23 protein-coding genes and 2 rRNA genes (1 of these 25 cut by a window edge) are annotated in these 23036 nt (G+C 47.2%); 23 read left to right on the forward strand and 2 right to left on the reverse strand.

Going from position 1 to position 23036, the window contains the following annotated elements:
• A 23S ribosomal RNA gene (locus Q7C_RS11625) occupies positions 1–1626 on the forward strand; it begins 1267 nt to the left of the window's first position.
• A gap of 78 nt (positions 1627–1704) precedes the next feature.
• A 5S ribosomal RNA gene (gene rrf, locus Q7C_RS11630) occupies positions 1705–1819 on the forward strand.
• Between the two features lie 313 nt (positions 1820–2132).
• Here the strand turns inward: rrf and Q7C_RS11635 are convergent.
• Positions 2133–2699 (reverse strand): Slp family lipoprotein, encoded by a 567-nt coding sequence (locus Q7C_RS11635; protein ID WP_014704972.1) that lies wholly within the window; start codon positions 2697–2699, stop codon positions 2133–2135.
• 218 nt (positions 2700–2917) lie between these two features.
• On the opposite strand from Q7C_RS11635, the gene rho reads away from it, so the two are divergent.
• The 9 genes from rho (at position 2918) to Q7C_RS11680 (ending at position 11427) form a co-directional block, all read left to right on the forward strand.
• Positions 2918–4177 carry a transcription termination factor Rho gene (gene rho, locus Q7C_RS11640; RefSeq protein WP_014704973.1) on the forward strand — a complete coding sequence of 420 codons (1260 nt, stop codon included), beginning with the start codon at positions 2918–2920 and terminating at the stop codon, positions 4175–4177.
• 14 nt (positions 4178–4191) lie between these two features.
• Positions 4192–5127, forward strand: a complete 936-nt coding sequence (miaA, locus tag Q7C_RS11645) for a tRNA (adenosine(37)-N6)-dimethylallyltransferase MiaA (RefSeq protein WP_014704974.1) — start codon at positions 4192–4194, stop codon at positions 5125–5127.
• 81 nt (positions 5128–5208) lie between these two features.
• Positions 5209–5433, forward strand: coding sequence for an RNA chaperone Hfq (hfq, locus tag Q7C_RS11650; protein WP_014704975.1), 225 nt, complete (start codon positions 5209–5211; stop codon positions 5431–5433).
• 13 nt (positions 5434–5446) lie between these two features.
• On the forward strand, positions 5447–6595 hold the full coding sequence (gene hflX, locus Q7C_RS11655; protein ID WP_014704976.1) for a ribosome rescue GTPase HflX: 1149 nt from the start codon (positions 5447–5449) through the stop codon (positions 6593–6595).
• Between the two features lie 78 nt (positions 6596–6673).
• A complete protein-coding gene (gene hflK / locus Q7C_RS11660; RefSeq protein ID WP_014704977.1) occupies positions 6674–7879 on the forward strand; it encodes an FtsH protease activity modulator HflK in 1206 nt (401 codons plus the stop codon).
• A 2-nt stretch (positions 7880–7881) separates the two neighbouring features.
• Positions 7882–8754 carry a protease modulator HflC gene (gene hflC, locus Q7C_RS11665; protein ID WP_014704978.1) on the forward strand — a complete coding sequence of 291 codons (873 nt, stop codon included), beginning with the start codon at positions 7882–7884 and terminating at the stop codon, positions 8752–8754.
• Positions 8755–8758: 4 nt separating this feature from the next.
• Positions 8759–8947, forward strand: coding sequence for a DUF2065 domain-containing protein (locus tag Q7C_RS11670; protein WP_014704979.1), 189 nt, complete (start codon positions 8759–8761; stop codon positions 8945–8947).
• Positions 8948–8951: 4 nt separating this feature from the next.
• Entirely contained in the window at positions 8952–10127 is a 1176-nt protein-coding gene (locus tag Q7C_RS11675; RefSeq protein WP_014704980.1) for an ATP phosphoribosyltransferase regulatory subunit, read from the forward strand.
• A gap of 4 nt (positions 10128–10131) precedes the next feature.
• Positions 10132–11427, forward strand: a complete 1296-nt coding sequence (locus Q7C_RS11680; RefSeq protein ID WP_014704981.1) for an adenylosuccinate synthase — start codon at positions 10132–10134, stop codon at positions 11425–11427.
• A gap of 35 nt (positions 11428–11462) precedes the next feature.
• On the opposite strand, the gene Q7C_RS11685 is transcribed toward Q7C_RS11680, so the two are convergent.
• Entirely contained in the window at positions 11463–12326 is an 864-nt protein-coding gene (locus tag Q7C_RS11685; RefSeq protein ID WP_014704982.1) for an NAD(P)-dependent oxidoreductase, read from the reverse strand.
• Between the two features lie 104 nt (positions 12327–12430).
• Here Q7C_RS11685 and glyA point away from each other — a divergent pair, with 104 nt between their 5' ends.
• The 12 genes from glyA to panC all read left to right on the forward strand — a co-directional run bounded on the left by glyA (position 12431) and on the right by panC (position 23028).
• The gene (glyA, locus tag Q7C_RS11690; protein WP_041366723.1) at positions 12431–13687 is read left to right on the forward strand and encodes a serine hydroxymethyltransferase; all 1257 of its coding nucleotides are present in this window, start codon (positions 12431–12433) and stop codon (positions 13685–13687) included.
• A gap of 21 nt (positions 13688–13708) precedes the next feature.
• The gene (gene nrdR / locus Q7C_RS11695; RefSeq protein ID WP_014704984.1) at positions 13709–14179 is read left to right on the forward strand and encodes a transcriptional regulator NrdR; all 471 of its coding nucleotides are present in this window, start codon (positions 13709–13711) and stop codon (positions 14177–14179) included.
• 63 nt (positions 14180–14242) lie between these two features.
• A complete protein-coding gene (gene ribD, locus Q7C_RS11700; RefSeq protein WP_014704985.1) occupies positions 14243–15340 on the forward strand; it encodes a bifunctional diaminohydroxyphosphoribosylaminopyrimidine deaminase/5-amino-6-(5-phosphoribosylamino)uracil reductase RibD in 1098 nt (365 codons plus the stop codon).
• Positions 15341–15985, forward strand: a complete 645-nt coding sequence (locus Q7C_RS11705) for a riboflavin synthase (protein WP_014704986.1) — start codon at positions 15341–15343, stop codon at positions 15983–15985.
• The gene (gene ribBA, locus Q7C_RS11710; RefSeq protein WP_014704987.1) at positions 15982–17091 is read left to right on the forward strand and encodes a bifunctional 3,4-dihydroxy-2-butanone-4-phosphate synthase/GTP cyclohydrolase II; all 1110 of its coding nucleotides are present in this window, start codon (positions 15982–15984) and stop codon (positions 17089–17091) included. The genes Q7C_RS11705 and ribBA overlap by 4 nt, the downstream gene beginning before the upstream one ends.
• 2 nt (positions 17092–17093) lie before the next feature.
• The gene (gene lpxB / locus Q7C_RS11715) at positions 17094–18245 is read left to right on the forward strand and encodes a lipid-A-disaccharide synthase (protein ID WP_014704988.1); all 1152 of its coding nucleotides are present in this window, start codon (positions 17094–17096) and stop codon (positions 18243–18245) included.
• On the forward strand, positions 18245–18808 hold the full coding sequence (gene rnhB, locus Q7C_RS11720; protein ID WP_014704989.1) for a ribonuclease HII: 564 nt from the start codon (positions 18245–18247) through the stop codon (positions 18806–18808). Before lpxB ends, rnhB begins: the two co-directional genes overlap by 1 nt.
• Before the next feature lie 60 nt (positions 18809–18868).
• Positions 18869–20230: a polynucleotide adenylyltransferase PcnB gene (pcnB, locus tag Q7C_RS11725; protein WP_014704990.1), complete on the forward strand. Its 1362-nt coding sequence runs from the start codon at positions 18869–18871 to the stop codon at positions 20228–20230.
• On the forward strand, positions 20230–20718 hold the full coding sequence (folK, locus tag Q7C_RS11730) for a 2-amino-4-hydroxy-6-hydroxymethyldihydropteridine diphosphokinase (protein ID WP_014704991.1): 489 nt from the start codon (positions 20230–20232) through the stop codon (positions 20716–20718). The genes pcnB and folK overlap by 1 nt, the downstream gene beginning before the upstream one ends.
• On the forward strand, positions 20715–21374 hold the full coding sequence (locus Q7C_RS11735; protein WP_014704992.1) for a deoxynucleoside kinase: 660 nt from the start codon (positions 20715–20717) through the stop codon (positions 21372–21374). Before folK ends, Q7C_RS11735 begins: the two co-directional genes overlap by 4 nt.
• The gene (panB, locus tag Q7C_RS11740; protein ID WP_014704993.1) at positions 21371–22168 is read left to right on the forward strand and encodes a 3-methyl-2-oxobutanoate hydroxymethyltransferase; all 798 of its coding nucleotides are present in this window, start codon (positions 21371–21373) and stop codon (positions 22166–22168) included. The genes Q7C_RS11735 and panB overlap by 4 nt, the downstream gene beginning before the upstream one ends.
• Positions 22168–23028 carry a pantoate--beta-alanine ligase gene (panC, locus tag Q7C_RS11745; protein WP_014704994.1) on the forward strand — a complete coding sequence of 287 codons (861 nt, stop codon included), beginning with the start codon at positions 22168–22170 and terminating at the stop codon, positions 23026–23028. The genes panB and panC overlap by 1 nt, the downstream gene beginning before the upstream one ends.
• The last annotated feature ends 8 nt before the right edge of the window (positions 23029–23036 follow it).

Consider the following 23036-nt stretch of genomic DNA (forward strand, 5'->3'; position numbering starts at 1 on the left):
GGGGGTGAGAGGCCCCCTCGCCGAAAATCCAAGGTTTCCTGCTCAACGCTAATCGGAGCAGGGTGAGTCGGTCCCTAAGGCGAGGCTGAAAAGCGTAGTCGATGGAAAACAGGTTAATATTCCTGTACCGGCTGTTACTGCGATGGGATGACGGAGAAGGTTAGGTCAGCCAACTGTTGGACATGTTGGTTTAAATGTGTAGGCATGCTTTGCAGGCAAATCCGCAGAGCTTAGCTGAGGCATGATGACGAGTTTCATTAGAAACGAAGTGATTGATACCCGGCTTCCAGGAAAAGTCTCTAAGCTTCAGGTAACAGACGTCCGTACCCCAAACCGACACAGGTGGATAGGATGAGAATTCCAAGGCGCTTGAGAGAACTCGGGTGAAGGAACTAGGCAAAATAGCACCGTAACTTCGGGAGAAGGTGTGCCCTCATTAGGTGAAGCGACTTGCTCGCGGAGCTGACGGGGGTTGCAGTGAACTGGTGGCTGCGACTGTTTATTAAAAACACAGCACTCTGCAAAATCGAAAGATGACGTATAGGGTGTGACGCCTGCCCGGTGCCGGAAGGTTAATTGATGGGGTTATTCTTCGGAAGAAGCTCTTGATCGAAGCCCCGGTAAACGGCGGCCGTAACTATAACGGTCCTAAGGTAGCGAAATTCCTTGTCGGGTAAGTTCCGACCTGCACGAATGGCGTAACGATGGCCACACTGTCTCCACCCGAGACTCAGTGAAATTGAAATTGCGGTTAAGATGCCGTATACCCGCGGCTAGACGGAAAGACCCCGTGAACCTTTACTACAGCTTTGCACTGAACTTTGAACCTACTTGTGTAGGATAGCTGGGAGGCATAGAAGCGTGAACGCCAGTTTGCGTGGAGCCGCCCTTGAAATACCAGCCTGGTATGTTTGGAGTTCTAACCTCGGCCCATTATCTGGGCTAGGGACAGTGTATGGTGGGTAGTTTGACTGGGGCGGTCTCCTCCCAAAGCGTAACGGAGGAGCACGAAGGTACACTAAGCATGGTCGGACATCATGCGGTTAGTGCAAAGGCAAAAGTGTGCTTGACTGCGAGACAGACACGTCGAGCAGGTGCGAAAGCAGGTCTTAGTGATCCGGTGGTTCTGAATGGAAGGGCCATCGCTCAACGGATAAAAGGTACTCCGGGGATAACAGGCTGATACCGCCCAAGAGTTCACATCGACGGCGGTGTTTGGCACCTCGATGTCGGCTCATCACATCCTGGGGCTGTAGCCGGTCCCAAGGGTATGGCTGTTCGCCATTTAAAGTGGTACGCGAGCTGGGTTTAGAACGTCGTGAGACAGTTCGGTCCCTATCTGCCGTGGGCGTTGGAAATTTGAGAGGAGCTGCTCCTAGTACGAGAGGACCGGAGTGGACGTACCCCTGGTGTTCGGGTTGTCATGCCAATGGCATTGCCCGGTAGCTATGTACGGACGGGATAACCGCTGAAAGCATCTAAGCGGGAAGCCCCCCTCAAGATAAGATTTCCCAGGACTTTAAGTCCCTGAAGGGCCGTGGAAGACTACCACGTTGATAGGTTGGGTGTGGAAGTGCAGTAATGCATGAAGCTAACCAATACTAATTGCCCGTGAGGCTTGACCATATAACCCAAAATGCGTTGTGAGCTACACAGCCAAAGTTACTTTCCGAGGCTTATTGAAAGATAAGCAAACCAGTTATGCCTGGCGGCCATAGCGAGTTGGCACCACCTGTTCCCATCCCGAACACAGTAGTGAAACGTCTCAGCGCCGATGATAGTGTGGGAGTTCCCATGTGAAAGTAGGACACTGCCAGGCTTTTATATAAAGATACCCGGCCTCTCAGAGAGGACCGGGTATTTTTTTGTCTCTGAGAGTTGTATTGACCTTTACTCTAAGCAATACCAAGAAGATTCGTTAATCCATGGGAGCGATAATGGACGCCGATAGGCGCACGAAGGGTGAGGTGTCGGAAGCCAATGCCAAGCTTTGTATATAAGAAAAAGGCCATCCTCTTTGAAGGTGGCCTTTTTTTGTCAAACTACGTTGGGAGTCCTGTGTTTATGTATTTGGCTTACAATTTGTTGCCAAAAAGAAATAAGATTAGCGCAGGCATTATTAAGTCAACGTATCACCAATAGTAATAACGATAACCAAAGCGTGATCCATACCAGTGATTACCGTACCATCTGTTGTAATAAAAGCTATTGTAGGGTGAAAAGAAAGGATCCCCGTAAAAATCTGAGTGCCGTTGACCATAATATCGTGGCTGCCAGCGATAACTGTCAGTTATGTCGATGACAGGCATCAATAACTGTTTTTCATCTACTTTTCGTGTTTGGGTTTCAGCGGTTGTCTTACCTGAGAAAGTAATCAGCGTACCGGCTTTGTAGACTACGGGATCGAAGAATTCAGGTGTTCTGGCAAGAAACCGTCCCAAACTTTTTTTCGAAGTGATAGGTCTGCCGTAATGATTCAGTGGATACTGGGTTATTTGAATTAACGATGCATCGTTTTTATTTTCAACTTTAATGATCTCTCCCCCCCAACGAACTGTTTTTCCAGCGTTATCAGATTTTGCTTGTAAAACCTGGGTGAGTTGAACATCACCAGAAGGTGCAGACTGAATTGTTTTTGGCACAGAGCTACAGGCGGAAATGGCCGTTAAGCTTACTACTGTCATTAAGAGACGTAACATTCAAAAACTCCTGTTTTAGGTTATTGGTTCCTTCGACAAGTATTCTGCGGTTAAAATTCCACATATTTTGGTATCATGATGCTGGACGTAGTAAAACAATATTGTTATTATCCTTGACGTTCAAAAAAATATCCCAATTCCCCAGTCAATATCTGCGCATCCGAGATTAAATGCGCTTCAAAGGTTTTTCTAAATTTAAAATCCCACTTAGGTAATACATGAATCTGACAGAACTCAAACGCCAGTCAGCTGCTGAGCTGATGGAGCTAGCGCTATCCATGAATCTGGAAGGCTTAGCAAGAAATCGAAAACAAGAGTTGATATTTGCTTTAGTAAAAGCGCATGCCAAGCAGGGCGAGGATGTTTTTACCACTGGGGTGTTGGAGTTATTGCCAGATGGCTTCGGCTTTCTACGCTCACCGGAAGATTCTTATGTTGCTGGCCCTGATGATGTGTATGTATCACCGAGTCAAATTCGCCGTTTTCATCTTAGAACAGGCGATACCATCAAGGGGAAAATTCGACCACCAAAAGACAGTGAACGTTATTTTGCTTTGGTTAAAGTTGAAGAAATCAACTATGAAAAACCTGAGAAATCCCGCAACAAAGTGCCTTTCGAAAATCTGACACCTTTATTTCCAAATGAACGATTTTCATTGGAAAGAGGAAATGGCAGTACTGAAGATCTGACAGCACGGATCATTGATTTGGCAGCACCGATTGGTAAAGGTCAACGTGGTTTGATTGTCGCGCCGCCAAAATCAGGTAAAACCATGATACTTCAGGCAGTTGCGCAGTCGATAACGGCGAACTATCCTGAAAGTGATCTGATCGTATTGCTGATTGATGAGCGTCCTGAAGAAGTCACCGAAATGCAACGTTCAGTAAGAGGTGAAGTTGTTTCCAGTACTTTTGATGAGCCAGCAACACGTCATGTACAAGTTGCAGAAATGGTTATTGAGAAAGCGAAACGATTAGTCGAGCATAAACATGATGTTGTCATTCTCCTAGATTCGATTACGCGACTCGCTCGTGCTTATAACACGGTGGCACCTTCCTCTGGCAAGGTATTGACGGGTGGTGTTGATGCTAATGCGCTGCAAAGACCAAAACGGTTTTTTGGTGCAGCTCGAAACATTGAAGAGGGTGGCAGCCTGACTATCATTGCGACCGCATTAATTGAGACCGGATCGCGAATGGATGAAGTCATTTTCGAAGAGTTCAAAGGAACCGGTAACATGGAAGCCTTGCTTGAACGCAAGTTGGCTGATCGCCGCATGTATCCGGCAATTAATGTAACGCGATCTGGTACCCGCCGTGAAGAATTGCTGACCAGTGAAGACGATCTTCAGAAACTCTGGATTTTACGTAAGCTTCTGGCGCCAATGGAACCAGTTGAAGCGATGGAGTTTTTACTGGATCGGTTAAAATCAACTAAAACAAATATGGAATTTTTCGATTCCATGAAACAGGGCTAATTACTCATTCAACGATGGCCCTGCCACCGGCAATTTTATTAATGGGGCCGACGGCCTCTGGTAAAACAGAGCTGGCGCTTGCGGTTGCGAAAACCCTGCCGGTTGAAATTATCAGTGTTGATTCTGCGCTTGTTTATCGCGGCATGGATATTGGGACGGCTAAACCTTCTCTTGAAGAACGACAACAGGTTCCACACCACCTGATAGACATACTAGAGCCGACAGAGGTGTATTCAGTTGGCCAATTTCGTGCTGATGCACTGGCGCTGATGGATGCAATAACGGTGCGAGGCAATATTCCGATGCTGGTTGGCGGGACGATGCTCTATTTCAATAGTTTGCAACGTGGATTGGCTGATCTGCCACCTGCCAGTCCGTCGATACGTCGACAATTGGATCAAGATGTTGCTAGTGCTGGTCTGACATCGTTACACGAGCGTTTACAACAAGTTGATCCTGACTCGGCAAGTCGCATTAAGCCAACTGATCCGCAACGATTACAGCGGGCTCTAGAGGTGTACATGTTGACCGGTAAGCCGATGAGCTTGCTCATAAATGAAACCCAAAATAATCTAAATCATCGCTTGATTAATCTTGTTTTGGCCCCATTTAACCGTTCTGTATTACATGAACGGATTGCACGCCGTTACCAGAAAATGCTTGAAAGTGGTTTCCTGGAAGAAGTTCGAAAGTTGATGGCGCGCGGTGATTGTCACGCTGCATTACCATCTATTCGTGCCGTTGGTTATCGTCAGGCATGGTCATGCTTACGGGGTGATTATGCAGAAAATGAGCTCGTGGAAAAGGCGGTGATTGCGACGCGGCAAATGGCTAAGCGGCAGTTAACCTGGTGTCGCTCACAGCGCAATGCAGTCTGGTTTGATAGTAGTCGTGACTTGCCTGTTGCAGCGGTAATCAGTTATCTACAGGAACAGTGCGCAGACCGATAATGCTTGACGATTGTGTCCAGCCACTTAGAATGCAAGAGCAACGAGCTGTTTTAACAATAATAAAAATTTGGAGTTAGCGCCATGGCCAAAGCCCAATCTTTACAGGATCCTTTCTTAAACGCCCTTCGACGTGAAAATGTGCCCGTTTCCATTTATCTGGTAAATGGCATTAAACTGCAAGGGCAAATTGACTCATTTGATCAGTTTGTCATTTTATTGAAAAACTCTGTCAATCAGATGGTCTACAAGCACGCTATTTCGACTATTGTCCCTGCTCGTAATGTCACGCTGCCTGCTGAGGAATAACAGGAGTTAATATTTGTTTGATCGTCCTGACAGTAAAGCGGCGCTAAGCGAAGACAGCCAGCAAGATTCGGTGATTCTTGTACATCTGAATTTTAATGATCCGGCTTTTGACGAGACGCAAGAAGAGTTTTTTGAATTGGTTAATTCAACCGGGGCAAAAATTGCTGGCGTCATTGCCGGTAAGCGTTATCGACCCGATGCAAAATATTTTGCGGGTTCGGGAAAAGTCGATGAAATCGGGGAGTTTGTCGAACAGCATCACGCTTCTCTGGTTATTTTCAATCATGAGCTTTCACCTAGCCAAGAACGTAATCTAGAACAACGACTCAAGTGCCGTGTTTTAGGCCGTACAGGCCTGATCCTGGATATATTTGCACGCCGGGCACGCTCTCATGAAGGTAAGCTGCAAGTCGAATTAGCGCAATTACAACATTTATCAACAAGGCTAGTCAGAGGCTGGACTCACTTGGAACGACAAAAAGGCGGGATTGGCCTGCGCGGACCAGGTGAAACACAGCTTGAAACAGATAGACGCTTGTTAGGAGGACGAATCAAGTCGTTAAAAAAACGACTCGACAAAGTGCGTTCTCAACGAGAACAAGGACGTCGCTCCCGTCAGCGAAGCGGTATCCCTGTGATATCACTGGTAGGTTATACCAATGTCGGTAAATCGAGCTTATTCAATAAGATGACTGCGGCGGGGGTATATGCTGATGATAGGTTATTCGCGACATTAGATCCCACATTACGAAGAATGCAGCTAGTTGACACCGAGCCGCTTATTCTTGCTGATACCGTCGGTTTTATTCGGCAACTTCCGCATGATTTGGTTGAGTCATTCAGTTCTACATTAGAAGAAACTCGTGATGCCAATCTACTGTTGCACGTTGTCGATGCCGTGGCGCCTGATCGTGATGAGCTCATGGCTCAGGTTGATTCAGTATTGGAGCAGATTGGTGCTCAAGGAGTACCGCAATTAACCATTTATAACAAAATCGATAAAGCCAACGATTTGCAACCGCGCATAGAACGTGATCAACAAGGACAAATTCAACGAGTTTGGCTGTCAGCCCAAACGGGCGAAGGGCTTGAATTGCTTCGGCTAGCATTGCAGGAGCGCTTTCCTGCAGACATGCCATATGCGCAACCAGTCAATCCATAACGGGTTTAGGTTGCCATTGGCTACTATGTCCGTAAAATAACGCTGTTGACGTTAACTATAAATCTCTTGGAGTCATAAATGGCCTGGAATGAACCCGGTAACGGTGATAAAGATCCGTGGGGAAAACGTGGTGGTAACAATGAAGGCCCACCAGACTTGGATGAAGTGATCCGTAACTTCCAGCAAAAACTGGGAGGTGTATTCGGTGGCAAACGTAATGGAAATGCGCCTAATCCTGCTGACTCTAATGGCGGTGGTTCGTTAGGCGTTGGCTTGATTGTCGCAATTCTTTTTGTTGTTTGGTTGTTATCAGGCATTTATATTGTTGAGCCGGCTGAACGGGGCGTGGTGCTACGTTTTGGTCAATATCACACTACCGCGATGCCTGGCCCGCACTGGCATTTCCCTTATCCCATCGATCACGTTGAAGTGATCAATGTTGAAAATATTCGTACTGTTGAAATTGGTTATCGAAGCAGCGGTGCACGGCCTGAGGGCAGTATTTTGTCTGAGGCGCTGATGTTAACCAATGACGAGAATATTGTCGATTTGAAAATTGCCGGTCAGTACCGGGTTAAAGATGCAGCGCAATATTTGTTTAATGTCCGGACTCCAGACAGCATTTTGCGTCAAATGATGGAAAGTGCTGTCCGTGAAGTGGTTGGTCAGTCGAATATGGATTTTGTGTTGACTGAAGGACGGAGCGAAGTTGCAACACGAACCGAGCAGATACTGCAGGAAATGCTTGATGATCATGGTACAGGATTATCCGTCACTAGCGTCAGTATGCAAGATGTTCAGCCGCCGGAGCAGGTTCAAGCCGCTTTTGCTGATGTGGTGAAAGCCCGAGAAGATGAGGTTCGCCAAAAGAATGAAGCGGAAGCCTATGCGAACGATATTATTCCGCGTGCTCGTGGCCAGGCTTTCCGGATAATTCAGGAGGCAGAAGCCTATAAAAGCCAAGTTGTGGCAAAGGCTAACGGTGATACCAGTCGCTTTTTACAGGTTATGACTGAATACGATAAAGCCCCTTTGATTACAGAAGAACGCTTGTATCTAGATGCGATGGAATCGGTTTATTCTCGCACCAATAAAGTCATGGTTGATGTCGATAGTAACGGTAACAATGTGCTGTATTTGCCATTGGACAGAATGGGCAAGCGCAGTCCAAACCCGTTGCAAACCAATAACAGCCCCGCTCGGATAGATTTGGATTCGATCAATTACCCTTCGGGTCAAACGAATAATGCAAGCACTGATGCACGTAGTCGAGGAGGTCGTTAATCATGCAATCACGTTTAACCTTGTATGTTTTTACGGCAGTCGTCATTTTGGTTCTACTGAGTGCTTCCGTATTTTTTGTTGATGAGCGTGAAAAAGTCATCTTGCTGAAGCTTGGCCAAATTGAGCGCTCTGATTATGAACCTGGCCTACATTTCAAAATGCCTTTTGTGAATCAGGTACGGCGCTTTGATGGTCGAATCCTGAGTTTGGATGCACAGCCTGCGCGTTATCTGACAGGTGAGAAAAAGAATGTCATTGTCGATTCGTTTATCCTGTGGCGCATTGAAGATGTTGCGCAGTACTTCAGAGCAATGAGCGGTGACGAGGAAAATGCGCGCCTGCGTTTGTCACAGATTATTAAAGATGGTCTGCGTGCGGAGTTTGGCCGCCGGACAATTCAGGAAGTTGTGTCGGGCGATCGTGAGCAAATGGTCGCTGAGTTGATGCAGGAAGCAAATGAAACTGCCAGTGAATTTGGCATCGAGATCTTGAATGTCCGCATTAAACGCATTGATCTGCCTTCAGAAGTCAGTGAATCTGTATTTGCCAGGATGCAGGCGGAACGTGAGCGGGTAGCGAAAGATCTGCGTTCGCGAGGCGCGGAAGAAGCAGAGAAAATTCGTTCTGATGCAGATCGGCAGCGGACGGTATTACTTGCCGAAGCGCGTCGTCAGGCAGAAAATTTACGGGGTGATGGCGATGCCCAAGCTACTGAAATATATGCCGATGCGTATTCACAGGATGAAAGTTTTTACGCGTTATATCGTCGTTTAAATGCGTATCAGAATATTTTCCAGGGTGAAGATCTGTTGGTGATTGAACCTACGGGAGATTTTTTCAACCGGTTTAGTAGTGAGTCAGCACTGACGCGATGATGTCATGTTGATGGAAAGCCTGTGGATCGCGACCGCGTTGATGCTGGTGATAGAAGGTATTTTACCTTTTTTAAGCCCCACAGGGTTTCGTGACGCATTACGAAAAGTCAGCCTTTTTACTGATGCCCAGCTGCGTGTTACTGGGCTTGTCAGCATGGTTGTTGGGCTGCTAATTCTTTATTGGATAAACTGATTTCATGATCAATCAAGAAAGTTGGCTGCTTCCCGAAGGCATTGATGAGTTGATGCCTACAGAGGCAGTTCAACTCGAAAAACTCCACCGATTATTGGTTGATCGGATGCAAAGCTGGGGATACCAGTTGGTTGTGCCACCACTTGTGGAATATCTTGACTCTCTGCTTACTGGTACAGCCAAGACACTAGATCTGCAAACCTTTAAGTTGATTGATCAGCTTTCTGGAAGATTGCTGGGGATCCGTGCAGACATGACGCCACAGGTGGCACGTATTGCTGCCCACAGACTGCGGTCAGATGAAGCGATTTTGCGGCTTTGTTACATCGGCAGTGTGTTACATACTTTACCTGATGGTCAGACAAATTCTCGAAATCCTATCCAGCTTGGTGCAGAGATCTATGGCCATGCCGGCGCTGAAAGTGATATGGAATCAATGCAGTTAATGATTGAGTTACTGCGAATCAGCGGTTTACAAGGACCTTTATTATTAGATATTGGCCATGTTGGTATTTATCGAGGATTAGCCGACGCGGCTGGCCTTACTGCTCAACAGGAAGAAGCTTTGTTTACGGCGCTGCAGCGTAAGGCGCTGCCGGAAATTGAGGCCTTACTGAAAGAATTTAATTTAGCGCAAGCAGATCAGCAGATGTTGTTGGCATTATCTGAATTGAATGGTGATGCAGACATTCTCGATAAAGCCACAGAGGTGCTAGCGTTGGCGCCTGAGAGTGTTCAATCGGCGCTACGCAGTCTGCGCGAGTTATCGGTGCTACTTTCAGATCGCTTGCCGGAGATGGCGGTCAATTTTGATCTGGCGGAATTGCGTGGTTACCACTATCATACCGGCGTTGTTTTTGCGGCCTATCAGCCCGGATCTTCGCAAGCGGTTGCATTGGGTGGTCGATATGATGATATCGGTGAAGACTTTGGTCATGCACAACCGGCAACGGGTTTTACACTGGATTTAAAAAAACTGGTTAGTTGTTTTCCTGCTGCTACGGCATCGCCAGAGAAAATTGGGGTTGTCTGGTGTAATGAACCTGAACAGCAACACGCCGTGGATGCACTAAGAGAAGCAGGAAAAGTCGTTGTTTATCAACTGTCGGGTGCTGAAACGGCCTGTAATCAACAATTAATTAAAATCGAAAACCGCTGGCAAGTGGTTGAAACGGGATAAGTAAGTGGCTAAAAATATCGTGGTGATCGGCTCTCAGTGGGGTGATGAGGGCAAAGGTAAAGTGGTAGATTTACTTACCGATAATGTATCGGCAGTTGTTCGATTTCAGGGCGGGCATAATGCCGGGCATACTCTTGTTATCGATGGAAAAAAAACCATCTTGCATCTCATTCCTTCCGGTATTTTACGTAGTCATGTCCAATGTTTGATTGGCAATGGTGTTGTGCTATCGCCAACGGCACTTTTTAAAGAGATTGATGCGTTAGAAGCCAGTGGCATTCCGGTCAAAGAAAGGTTAAAAATCAGCGCAGCCTGTCCATTAATTCTGCCTTACCACGTTGCCCTGGATCAGGCGCGGGAAGCACGTCGAGGCAAAGCCGCTATCGGTACCACTGGACGTGGTATTGGACCGGCTTATGAAGATAAAGTGGCACGACGTGGATTGCGCGTGGGTGACTTGGCAGATTGGAACGGGTTTACAGAAAAACTTCGTGAAGTTGTCAGTTTTCATAACTTTGCGTTAATTAATTATTATCAAGCTGCACCGGTTGATTTTGATGCGGTGTTATCAGAAATGCTAGCCATGCGCGATACCTTGCTCAATATGGTGGCTGATATTCCTGAGTTATTGCAACAGTATCATCTTAACGGTGAAAAGGTCATGTTTGAAGGCGCGCAAGGCGCACTGCTCGATATTGATCATGGTACTTATCCTTATGTTACTTCCTCTAATACAACGGCTGGGGGCAGTGCAACCGGTGCGGGTGTTGGTCCTTGTCATATTGATTACGTATTGGGTATTACCAAAGCTTATGCAACCCGAGTAGGAGCGGGTCCATTCCCCTCCGAGTTAGATTGCCAAGTTGGCAAACATTTGGCTGAAAAAGGGCATGAGAAAGGTTCAACGACAGGCCGTGATCGACGCTGTGGCTGGCTGGATATGGTGGCGTTAAATCGGGCGAGTTGGATTAACAGTATTACTGGATTATGCCTAACCAAGCTGGATGTATTAGATGGACTTGAAACCATTCGACTGTGTATTGGTTACGAGCGAGCGGGACAACGTGTCGAAGTTTTGCCGCTAAGTGCTGACGAGTTTACGGGGTGTCAGCCGATCTATATTGATATGCCAGGCTGGCAAGAGTCGACATTGGGAATTACCGTTTTTGATGATCTGCCAGAAAACGCGCGTAATTACATCCTAAAAGTCGAATCATTGGCAGGGGTACCGATTGATATTATTTCTACTGGCCCGGATCGGGTTGAAACAATCATTCGCCGGGATTTATTCAGCGTTTAAACTGATAGCCCCTTGCGGGGCTATATGACGATAAGTTATTTTCTGTCTGGCGAGACGGCGGCGTAAATTGCTGAATAATCTGTATCAGAAAGCCCCATTGCCATAGCTTTATCTAACAGCTTAATCACACCCTGCAGACTGCTGCTGTCTAACCGGCCTTGCTCAGCAACATCTTGAAAGAGATGTGAATCTTTCAATAAATGTTTCGTTGGAAAATTGGGGTTGGCAAAATCTCGCTGTTGCATTCTTGGCAGTTTTTTATCAAATGTAGGTGCATACAATGCACTGTTTCGAAGTAGCGTCATAAATTGTTCGACATCAACACCGTGGCTTTCAATTAAGCCAAGGCTTAGTGAAAAGCTTGCCGTCAATCCGGCAATCAGTTGATTCATTGCGAGTTTCATTGCCGCGGCTTGTCCGACCTCACCAATCCGCTCGGGTTGTTTGCCTAATAGTTCAAGTAGTGGCCGTGCTGCTTCGTAGTCAGCCTGATTACCGCCGGCCATGAGGATTAAGTCGCCATTGCGTGCTTCCGGTAGACTCCCCAAAACGGGACATTCTAGATACTGCGCCTTGTTATCAATACTCCATTGTGCGAGTGAGATAGATTGATTCGGACTAATAGTGCCCATCTGAATAAATAGTTTATTTGTCCAGTTCTCGGGAGATATTTGCTTTAATACCGCTTCAATCGCCTCGGCATCACTTAAAGTCAGTATCACCATGTCTACGCCAGACAAGGCGTTATTAACCTCATCCGTGATACGAATACCTTGGCTTTTTAAAACTTCAATATGGGCAATACGGCGATTGTAAACAATCAGGTCAGCGTGATATGTCACGAGTCTTTCGGCCATGGCATGCCCCATGAGTCCGCCACCCAAAATTGCAATGCGCATAATTTTTCCTTTGTATTGACTTCACAAAAGCCATTCTGACATAGATGCACATACGGTTGTGGGATACAATACCCCGTGATTTTAAAACCTGACAGGGGAAAACCGTGTACAAGAAGAACATGCGCATTGCCGACTTTGACAATGAAGTGTTTCAAGCGATGACTGACGAAGTGCAGCGTCAGGAAGACCATATTGAATTGATCGCCTCCGAAAATTACACCAGTCCACGTGTGATGGAAGCACAAGGTAGTGTCTTAACGAACAAATATGCCGAAGGTTATCCGGCCAAACGTTACTATGGTGGTTGTGAGCATGTTGACACGGTTGAGTCATTAGCCATTGAGCGCGCTAAGACCCTGTTTGGTGCAGATTATGCCAATGTGCAGCCGCATTCTGGTTCACAGGCAAATGCGGCGGTATATTTAGCACTGCTTCAGCCTGGAGATACCATTCTTGGTATGAGTTTGGCGCATGGTGGTCACCTGACCCATGGCGCTAAAGTCAGTGCTTCAGGAAAAATCTATAATTCAATTGCTTACGGTATCAATACCGAAACAGGGGAAATTGATTATGATGAAGTTGCCGCACTAGCAAAACAACACCAACCGAAAATGGTTGTTGCCGGTTTTTCTGCCTATTCCCGTGTCATTGATTGGCAAAAATTCCGTGAGATTGCGGATTCTGTTGGTGCCTACTTGTTGGTAGATATGGCGCATGTTGCCGGATTAGTAGCGGCCGGTCTGTATCCGAATCCGGTTCAGATCGCAGATATCACCACAACGACTACTCATAAAACCTTGCGTGGCCCCCGCGGTGGACTTATTCTGGCTAAAGCGAATCCGGAAATCGAGAAGAAATTAAATTCTGCCGTTTTCCCTGGTTTCCAAGGCGGACCGCTGATGCATGTGATTGCCGCTAAAGCGGTGGCTTTTAAAGAAGCGATGTTGCCCGATTTTAAAACCTACCAGCAACAAGTCATCGTCAATGCCCAGGCAATGGCAAAGGTTTTTATGGAGCGAGGGTATGATGTTGTATCAAAAGGTACAGATGATCACTTGTTCCTGGTCAGCTTTATTGAGGCCGGTTTAACGGGTAAAGAGGTTGATGCCTGGCTGGGGGCGTCTCATATTACCGTTAACAAAAATGCAGTGCCAAATGATCCCCAATCACCATTTGTGACTTCAGGTATTCGGGTTGGAACGCCAGCAGTGACCACACGAGGCTTTAATCAGCAGGATTGTACTGATTTGGCCAGTTGGATGTGCGACGTGATAGATAGCCGTGGTGCAGAAGAGGTAATTGAGGCGACAAAGTCCAAAGTAAACGATATTTGTGGTCGCCTTCCGGTTTATGCCAACTAATCTAATAGTGAGTGATTGACGATGCGTTGTCCTTACTGCGGTGCGGCGGACTCCAAAGTGGTGGATTCACGGTTATCTGCAGAAGGTGACGCAATTCGTCGTCGACGCATGTGTGTGATTTGTAATGAGCGATTCACGACTTATGAAACGGCGGAGTTAAGTCTGCCGAGATTAGTGAAACGCGATGCCTCGCGTGAGGCATTTGACGAACAAAAATTACGTGCTGGTATCATGCGTGCACTTGAAAAACGCCCGGTCAGCACCGATGCCATTGATCACGCTGTAAAGCAAATCACTCGCAAAATATGGGCAACCGGCGAACGTGAAATTGACAGTCGTTTGGTCGGTGACTGGGTGATGGATGCGCTTCGTGAACTGGATGAGGTGGCTTATGTGCGTTTTGCCTCTGTTTATCGCAGTTTTCAAGATGTGAATGCATTCCGTGAAGAAATTGAGCGGATGGAAAACCAGCAGGATGGGAAAGATCAATAATCTCATCAAGCCGATCTCAGCAGCGACGATGATGTGCAATCTCGTAATAAGGGATGCGTGCTAATGCCCAGCCACCAGGAATTTATGGCGCGGGCGATTGTGCTTGCTAAACGAGGCCTTTTTACGACAGATCCGAATCCACGTGTTGGCTGTGTCCTTGTTAAAAATAATGAAATTCTTGCCGAAGGCTGGCACGAGATTGCGGGTCAACCCCATGCGGAAAGGCATGCACTTGCAAAAGCCGGCGCGACGGCGAAAGGGGCTGATTGTTACGTCACCTTGGAACCATGTAGTCATGTTGGGCGAACGCCCCCTTGTGCAGATGCATTGATAGAAGCCGGTATCCGACGTGTTGTGATTGCGATGAAGGACCCTAATCCCAAGGTGGCAGGGAAAGGGATTGCGCGTTTAGAAAAGGCGGGCATTGATGTCATATGCGGTGTCTTATCGGAGCAAGCCGCACAACTTAACCCTGGTTTTATTCAACGAATGGAGCAGGGTCGTCCTTTTGTTCGCAGTAAAATTGCCATGAGTCTGGATGGCCGAACAGCCATGGCCAGTGGCGAAAGCAAATGGATAACCAGTCTGGATTCAAGACGAGATGTGCAAAAACTCAGGGCGAGAAGCAGTGCGGTATTAACGGGGATTGGTACTATTTTAAAGGACGATCCCTTATTGACTGTCCGAGCAGAGCCAGACTGGTATCAAAGTGAGTATGTCAGACAGCCATTGCGCGTCGTTGTGGACAGTCAATTACGGTTCCCCGAGCAAGCAAAAATGAGGCTGGATGGGAATCCACTGTTAATCATCACTGCCAAAACAATCTCAGAACAGCCAACAACAGAAACCGTGCATATTGCTAATGCAAATGGTCAGGTAGATCTCCGTGCGCTGATGCACTTTTTGGCCAAACGTGAGATGAATGAGGTGATGGTTGAGGCAGGGGCAATCCTTAATGGGGCGCTTTTGCAAGCCAGACTGGTTGATGAATTGATTTTCTATGTTGCTGCCAAGCTTATGGGAGATAATGCCAGAGGTGCTTTTTCGGTGCCGGGTATGTTGCAGATGGCGCAAAATATTGATTTAGACATTACGGATATGCGCGCAATCGGCAGCGATTGGCGAATAACGGCAAAACCAATATATAACGAGGCTTTTTAAATGTTTACCGGGATTATTGCCGCATTGGGTCAGGTAACCACACTACAACCCAAAGGGGGCGATTTACGTTTACACATTGATATCGGCAAGCTGGATAGAAGTGATATCAAACTGGGCGACAGTATTGCCATTAATGGGGTTTGTTTGACCGTTGTTCAGAGTGACGGCGTGCAATTAGCGTTTGATGTGTCAAAAGAAACCATTGATCGCAGCAGCTTACAAAGCTTAAAAACAGGTAATAAAGTTAACCTTGAAAAGGCTTTGGCCGTTGGCGACAGATTGGGTGGCCATTTTGTGAGCGGACATGTTGATGGACTGGGCCGGATAACAGCGATGCAGGAAGTTGCACGTTCATGGCAAATTACGGTGGCTGTACCAGCTGACTTACAACGATATATCGCTGAAAAAGGCTCAATCTGCATTGATGGTGTCAGCCTGACGGTGAACAGTGTCAACCGTGATGGCTTTATGGTTAATATTATTCCTCATACGATGCAAGAGACTATTATCCAAGATTATCAGATCGGAACGAAGGTCAATCTTGAAGTGGATTTGATTGCACGGTATTTGGAGCGATTATTGCCTGATGCACCCCAAAAATTGACGCCGGAATTTTTGAAACAGCATGGGTATCTTTCAACATGAAATTGAATAGTACGGAAGAGATTCTCACTGACCTGCGCGCTGGAAAAATGGTCATCATTATGGATGATGAAGACCGCGAAAATGAGGGTGATCTGGTCATGGCCGCGGAGAAAGTTACCTCAGAGGCGGTTAATTTTATGGCTAAGTATGGTCGTGGACTGATTTGTTTGACCTTGACTGAGGCACATACCAGACAGCTACGCTTGCCTTTGATGGTGTCCGATAATCAAACCCCGCATGCGACTAATTTCACAGTATCCATTGAAGCTGCACACGGTGTGACAACAGGCATTTCAGCGGCAGATCGCGCGCTCACGATTCAAAAAGCAGTGCATCCGGACGCCAAGCCAGAAGACTTGGTGCAACCGGGCCATATATTTCCCCTTAAAGCCCAAGCAGGTGGCGTACTGACTCGGGCAGGCCATACTGAAGCAGGATGCGATTTAGCGCAGTTAGCGGGGCTATCGCCTGCGGCCGTTATTGTTGAAATTTTGAATGATGATGGCAGTATGGCTCGGCGGCCTGATCTAGAGGAGTTTGCAGCCCAGCATCAGTTAAAAATCGGCACAATTGCCGATCTCATCAGTTATCGACTGCAAAACGAGATGACCATCAAATCGATGTCATCTTGTCACTTTCCGACAGAATATGGTGACTTTGTTTTACACAGCTATCAGGATAGTGTGAGCGCGCAGGTGCATTTGGCCTTGGTTTATGGTGATATTCAGTCGGAGGATGAAACCTTGGTTCGGGTACACATGGCTGATCCTTTGAGTGATTTGTTATTGTCGCAACGAGAACCAACACACTGGCCATTGCCTGCCGTGATGCAGCGCATACAACAAGCGGGTAAAGGCGTGCTGGTCGTCTTGCGGCAGCCCGAGAAAAATAAACAACTTGCCGCGAAAATTGCCCGTTATCAGCAAGAAGATCAGGGTCAGAATCAAACCTCATCTAAAACAGGTTGGGACATGCGGACATTTGGTGTCGGCGCTCAGATTCTGGCTGATCTCGGTGTTAGAAAAATGCGCGTCATTGGCACCCCGACCAAGTTAACCGGTGTTTCCGGTTTTGGCCTTGAACTTGCGGGCTATCTGGAGGAATAGACATGTCAGAAAACGGGCAGATATTCATTGTTGCTGGCGAAGCCTCAGGTGAAGCGCACGCTGCTCGTTTAATCACGGCATTAAAACGTCGTGCACCTCACCTGTACATTGGCGGTATTGGTGGTGAAGCGATGCGTGCTGCGGGCGCAGACATTGTTCAAGACTTTGATGAATTAGCGGTGATGGGACTGTTTGAAGTCCTAAAAAGCTACTCGCGGATTAAATCTATTTTCAATGAGACAGTCAGTCGTTTAAAGCGCGAACGCCCTGACCTATTGATTTTAGTCGATTACCCCGGTTTTAATTTGAAGCTCGCCAAGCAAGCCAAAAAACTGAATATTCCTGTTCTTTATTACATCAGCCCCAAAGTCTGGGCCTGGCGTCCAAGACGCATCAAGCAAATTAAAAAAACGGTCGATCATATGGCGGTGTTATTTCCATTTGAAGAACCGATTTATCAGCAGGCTGGTGTGCCAGTGACCTGTGTTGGCCATCCTTTAGTCGATGCTGTCAGCACGGAGATGACGAGTGATGCGGCAAAATTGAAGTTTAACCTGGTGCCTCAGCATCGTGTGATTGGCCTATTTCCGGGGAGTCGTCGCAGTGAAATTGAAGCCTTGCTCCCGATCATGCTGGCTGCGGCTGAACGTATACAACAGCGCCACTTTGATGTGAGTGTGGTGCTCCCTTTGGCACCGGGAATTCCATTTGATTACGTCAAAACTTTCATTGAGCAGACTCGCTTGCCAGTTCAGGTTGTGCAGGGCGATTTCTATGATTTGATCAAGGCCTGCGATGCTATCGTGGCGGCATCCGGCACCGTTACGCTGGAAATTGCCCTGTTGGGCACACCGCATTTGTTGGTTTATAAAGTATCCCCTTGGACTTATCGAATTCTGAAACGGCTGGTCAAAATACCGCATGTGGGCTTGTGTAATATTATGACTAATAAGCCATTAGTAACCGAGCTACTGCAAGAAGACGTCAATGCGGTGAGACTGGATCAATTACTGACGGATTTATTGACTCATCCACACAGTAAACAACGTGCTGAAAAGGTTCAACAGCAGGTACGCAGCGCATTAGGGCCAACTGGTGGTGCAGATAATGCAGCGCAGTTAGTGCTGAAAATGATGCAGCGTAAAAACGATTAATGCTCATCGCTGGTGTGGATGAGGTTGGCAGGGGCCCGTTAGCGGGCCCCGTTGTGACCGCAGCCGTTATTCTAGATCCAAACTATCCAATCAACGGCCTGGCCGATTCCAAAACGCTATCGGAAAAGCGTCGAGAAGCATTGGTGCCTCAAATTCAGCAATACGCACTTGCCTGGGCAATGGGGCGAGCGGAAGTACATGAGATAGATCAGCTTAATATTCTGCAAGCCAGTCTGTTGGCGATGCGGCGTGCAGTGATGGCACTAATGGTGACGCCCGATAAAGTTCACGTTGATGGTATTCATGCACCAGATCTGCCCTATCCTGTGCAAACGATCATTAAAGGCGATCAACATGATTTGGCGATTGCGGCGGCGTCGATACTTGCCAAGGTGTCACGTGATCAGGAAATGCAACGGTTAGATCAGCAATATCCTGGCTATGATTTGGCAAAACACAAAGGTTACCCGACAGCGGCACATCGAGAAGCTTTAAAAAAGTTAGGTCCGAGTGCAATTCATCGCCGATCATTTCGACCCGTGCAACTGAGTTTATTATCATGAAGCTACACTTCGCATTCACCTTGTCGTCGATAAAACTAAGCATGGTATTATTTGCAGCTTATGTTATCTCTTAATCACGTCATCGATAAAATCAAACAGGTCACAACGGCTCGCAAACAGCGCGATGGGGCTGGTACGCCGCCACGTATCGTGAGTCGTGCTGAGCACAATATTTCTCGTAAGGTCATCAGCCCCAGTGCATTAAAAGTGTTATATACCCTGAAAGATGCGGGATACGATGCGTATCTGGTTGGGGGCTGTGTTCGCGATATTTTACTGGGATACGAACCCAAAGATTTTGATATCGCGACCAACGCGCTACCAGAACAGGTTCATCAATTATTTCGACGCAGTCGCATGATTGGTCGGCGATTCAAATTAGTGCATGTTCGTTTTGGTCGCAATGAAATTATTGAGGTGGCCACGTTTAGGGCGCCACCGGAAGCCGAAAACCAGCAAGATGGCCGGATCATGCAGGACAATGTCTACGGCACTCTGGAACAAGATGCCTGGCGGCGTGATTTTACGATCAATGCCTTATACTACAATATTGCTGACTTTACGATTGTGGACTATACCGGTGGTATTGCGGATCTCCAGCAGGGGTTGATTCGATTGATTGGGGAGCAACGAGTCCGCTATCGCGAGGATCCGGTCAGAATGCTGCGGGCCTTGCGCTTTAAAGCGAAACTTGGCTTGGCATTAGAATCCGTAACAGAAAAACATATTACCGAACTTGCTGCCTTGCTCAAGGATATCCCGCCAGCACGTCTGTTTGATGAAACGCTTAAACTTTACCTTAGTGGTCAAGCAGTACAAACCCATCAACTTCTTTGTCAGTATGGAATTTTTGAAGCGTTATTTCCACAAACGGCCGCTTGCTTGCAAACAGAAGGGCATGAGGAGGCTCGCCGTTTATTGATGGGGGCTTTAGAAAATACCGATAGGCGACTTCAGCAAGGGAAGCCGGTGACCCCAGCCTTTTTATTCGCCGCGATTTTGTGGGCGCCACTGCGACAACGCTGGCTGCAACTGAGTCAAAAAATGAGTGATATGCCAGCCATACAGCGCGCCGCGGGTGATATTCTGGCAGAACAAATTCAACTGGTGGCGATTCCCAAGCGATTCAGCCTGGTGACGCGTGATATCTGGACATTACAACCACGATTGGCACGACGGCAAGGTAAACGGGCATTTGCGTTGCTTTTACATCCCAAGTTCCGTGCTGGTTACGATTTTTTGGCGTTGCGTGCTGAGGCAGGTGAGCCACTGCAAGCACTCACGGAATGGTGGACAAATTTTCAGCAAGCCTCAGCAACAGAACAAGCAGAAATGGTGAAAAATTTGCCTGATGCCGCACCAGCTAAGCGAAAATCCAGACGTCGTCGTCGGCGTCGACCTGCAGCGAAAAAACCAGAATAATGCGTGTATATATTGGTCTTGGCAGTAATCTAGCAGATCCCGAACAACAGATTCGACAGGCACTACGCAACCTGAAAGCATTACCAAAAACGCAATACATCGCTGCCTCCAGTTTGTATCGCAGTCCACCGATGGGACCGGCGGATCAACCCGATTATCTTAATGCGGTTGCTGCGGTTGAAACCGACTTATCACCATTAGACTTGTTGCAGGCATTACAACAAATTGAAAAACAGCATGGGCGTGAGCGCCTTCGCCATTGGGGGGAACGAACGCTGGATCTAGACATCTTGCTGTATGATCAAAGGCAGATTCAGGAGCCCTTACTCACTATCCCGCATCCGGGACTGACGACGCGGGCTTTTGTGGTCAGGCCATTACATGAAATTGCGGGTGATGTTCTGATCCCCGGCCATGCAAACTTAGGCCAATATGTAGCGGCATTAGCTGATGCCCACTGTGAAAAGCTTAAAGACGGTAAATTATGAAAAATCTCCCTCATCGTTATATTGTCGTCGAAGGTCCGATTGGGGTGGGGAAAACGCACCTGGTGAAACGATTAGCAGAGAGTTTTTCTGGTAACACGCTCCTGGAAGCCCCTGAGCAAAACCCTTTTCTGGAAAAATTTTATCTTTATCCCAAGCAATCTGCCTTGCCGACGCAGCTGAGTTTTCTCATGCAACGTGTCAAGTTAGCGAAAACGCTGCAGCAGGATGATTTATTTACCGCACTGCATATTGCGGATTTTATGATCGAAAAAGACAGGCTGTTTGCACAGATTGCGCTGGATGATGATGAATTAGCCTTATATAACATGGTCTATGACAACTTGACCTTGCACCATCGTACGCCTGATTTGGTCATTTATTTGCAGGCGTCTCTACCGGTACTGAAAAGTCGTATCAGCCAGCGCGGTATTGCTTATGAACAACATGTTGAAGATGCTTATTTAAAGCGCTTAGCGGATACTTATGCCGACTTTTTCCATTACTACGATGCCTCACCATTACTCATTGTCAATGCAGAACAGATTGATTTAGTCCATAGCGAGGCTGACTATCAGCAGTTACTGGATCAGATTTGTACCCTGCAAAGCGGGCGTCAGTACTACAACCCCTTACCCGTTAAAGAACCAAAAACATGAGCCGTTTATCATTAAGTCATTTGCGAAAAATGAAAGCCGCACATGACAAGATTGCTGTATTGACTGCCTACGATGCCAGCTTTGCACAACGCGTTGAACAAGCGGGTGTTGAGGTGATTTTGGTCGGTGACTCACTTGGTATGGTGATTCAAGGTCAGGAGAGCACCGTGCCTGTCACGGTTGATGATATGGTCTATCACACGCAAAGCGTGGTGCGCGGCAGTCAAAAAGCATTCATTATCGCCGATCTGCCTTTTATGAGTTATGCCAACGTTGATCAGGCGATTAGCAATGCTGCCCGATTGATGGCGAAAGGCGGCGCACAAATGGTGAAACTGGAAGGCGGCGCAGATTTTGTACCAGTTATTCAGGGACTGACAGCAAGAGGAATACCGGTGTGCGCTCATTTGGGGTTACTCCCTCAGTCTGTGCATCGTTTAGGTGGTTATTTTGTTCAAGGAAAAGCACAGAGCGACGCAGAAAATATGTTGCGTGAGGCGCAACAACTTGAGCAAGCAGGTGCAGACATGTTGGTTTTAGAATGCGTACCAGCGGCATTAGCCGCCAAAATAGCACAGTGTTTAACAATCCCGGTCATTGGTATTGGTGCTGGTGCAGAATGTGATGGTCAAGTACTGGTATTGTATGACATGTTGGGTATCACGCCGGGTAAGCGTCCCCGGTTCAGCCATGATTTTTTGCAAGAGAGTGGTGGCCAGGTTTCTGTGGCAATCGAGCATTATGTGCAGGCGGTCAAGCAGGGCACGTTTCCTAATGCTGAGCAACAATTCTGATGCAAATAGAATCAAGTTTGAACGGGTTAAGAGCCCGTCTGAAAAGTTGGCGTCAACAACAACAGACTATTGCGTTGGTGCCGACGATGGGCAATTTACATGCCGGTCATTTATCGCTATTGGAAAAAGCGAGAACACTCGCCGATAAAGTGGTTGTCAGCATTTTTATCAATCCATTGCAGTTTGATGACCCGACTGATTTGGCCGCCTATCCGCGTACCATCCAAGCAGATATCCAACAACTGAGTCAATCAGAGTGCGACTTGTTATTTACCCCAGATCCAGACCTGATGTACCCGCTGGGACAAGCAAATCAAACCAAAATTCAAGTGCCAGGCGTCGATGACAAGTTATGTGGTTTAGCACGTCCAGGCCATTTTGATGGCGTTGCAACGGTCGTAACCAAGCTGTTTAATGTTATCCAGCCGGATATGGCCATTTTTGGTGAAAAAGATTATCAGCAATTATTACTCATTGAAAAACTGGTCACGGATCTGAATCTGTCACTCAATATTGTCGCTGCACCGACTTGTCGAGAAGCAGATGGCTTGGCGATGAGCTCACGCAACAGCCGGTTATCCGAGCAGCATCGGCAGAAAGCCCCCATGCTTTATCAAGAATTAGTGCAAATACGCGATGCCGTTTTGGCAAAATCAAACCGTGATTATGCTGCTTTGTGTCAAGCAGCGCGTGAGCGGCTGACTAAGGCCGGCTTTGATGTGGATTACCTCGAAATTCGCAATGAAAATGATTTGGAAAATGTCGGGGATAGCGACATTAAACCGCTAAGGGTCTTGGTTGCTGCGAGGCTTGGCTCGGTTCGGCTTATTGACAATATCCCAATCTCCTTGTCTGAATAGCGTTAAAA

It is taken from the genome of Methylophaga frappieri, assembly GCF_000260965.1.
In the GTDB taxonomy this organism is placed as follows: Bacteria; Pseudomonadota; Gammaproteobacteria; order Nitrosococcales; family Methylophagaceae; genus Methylophaga; species Methylophaga frappieri.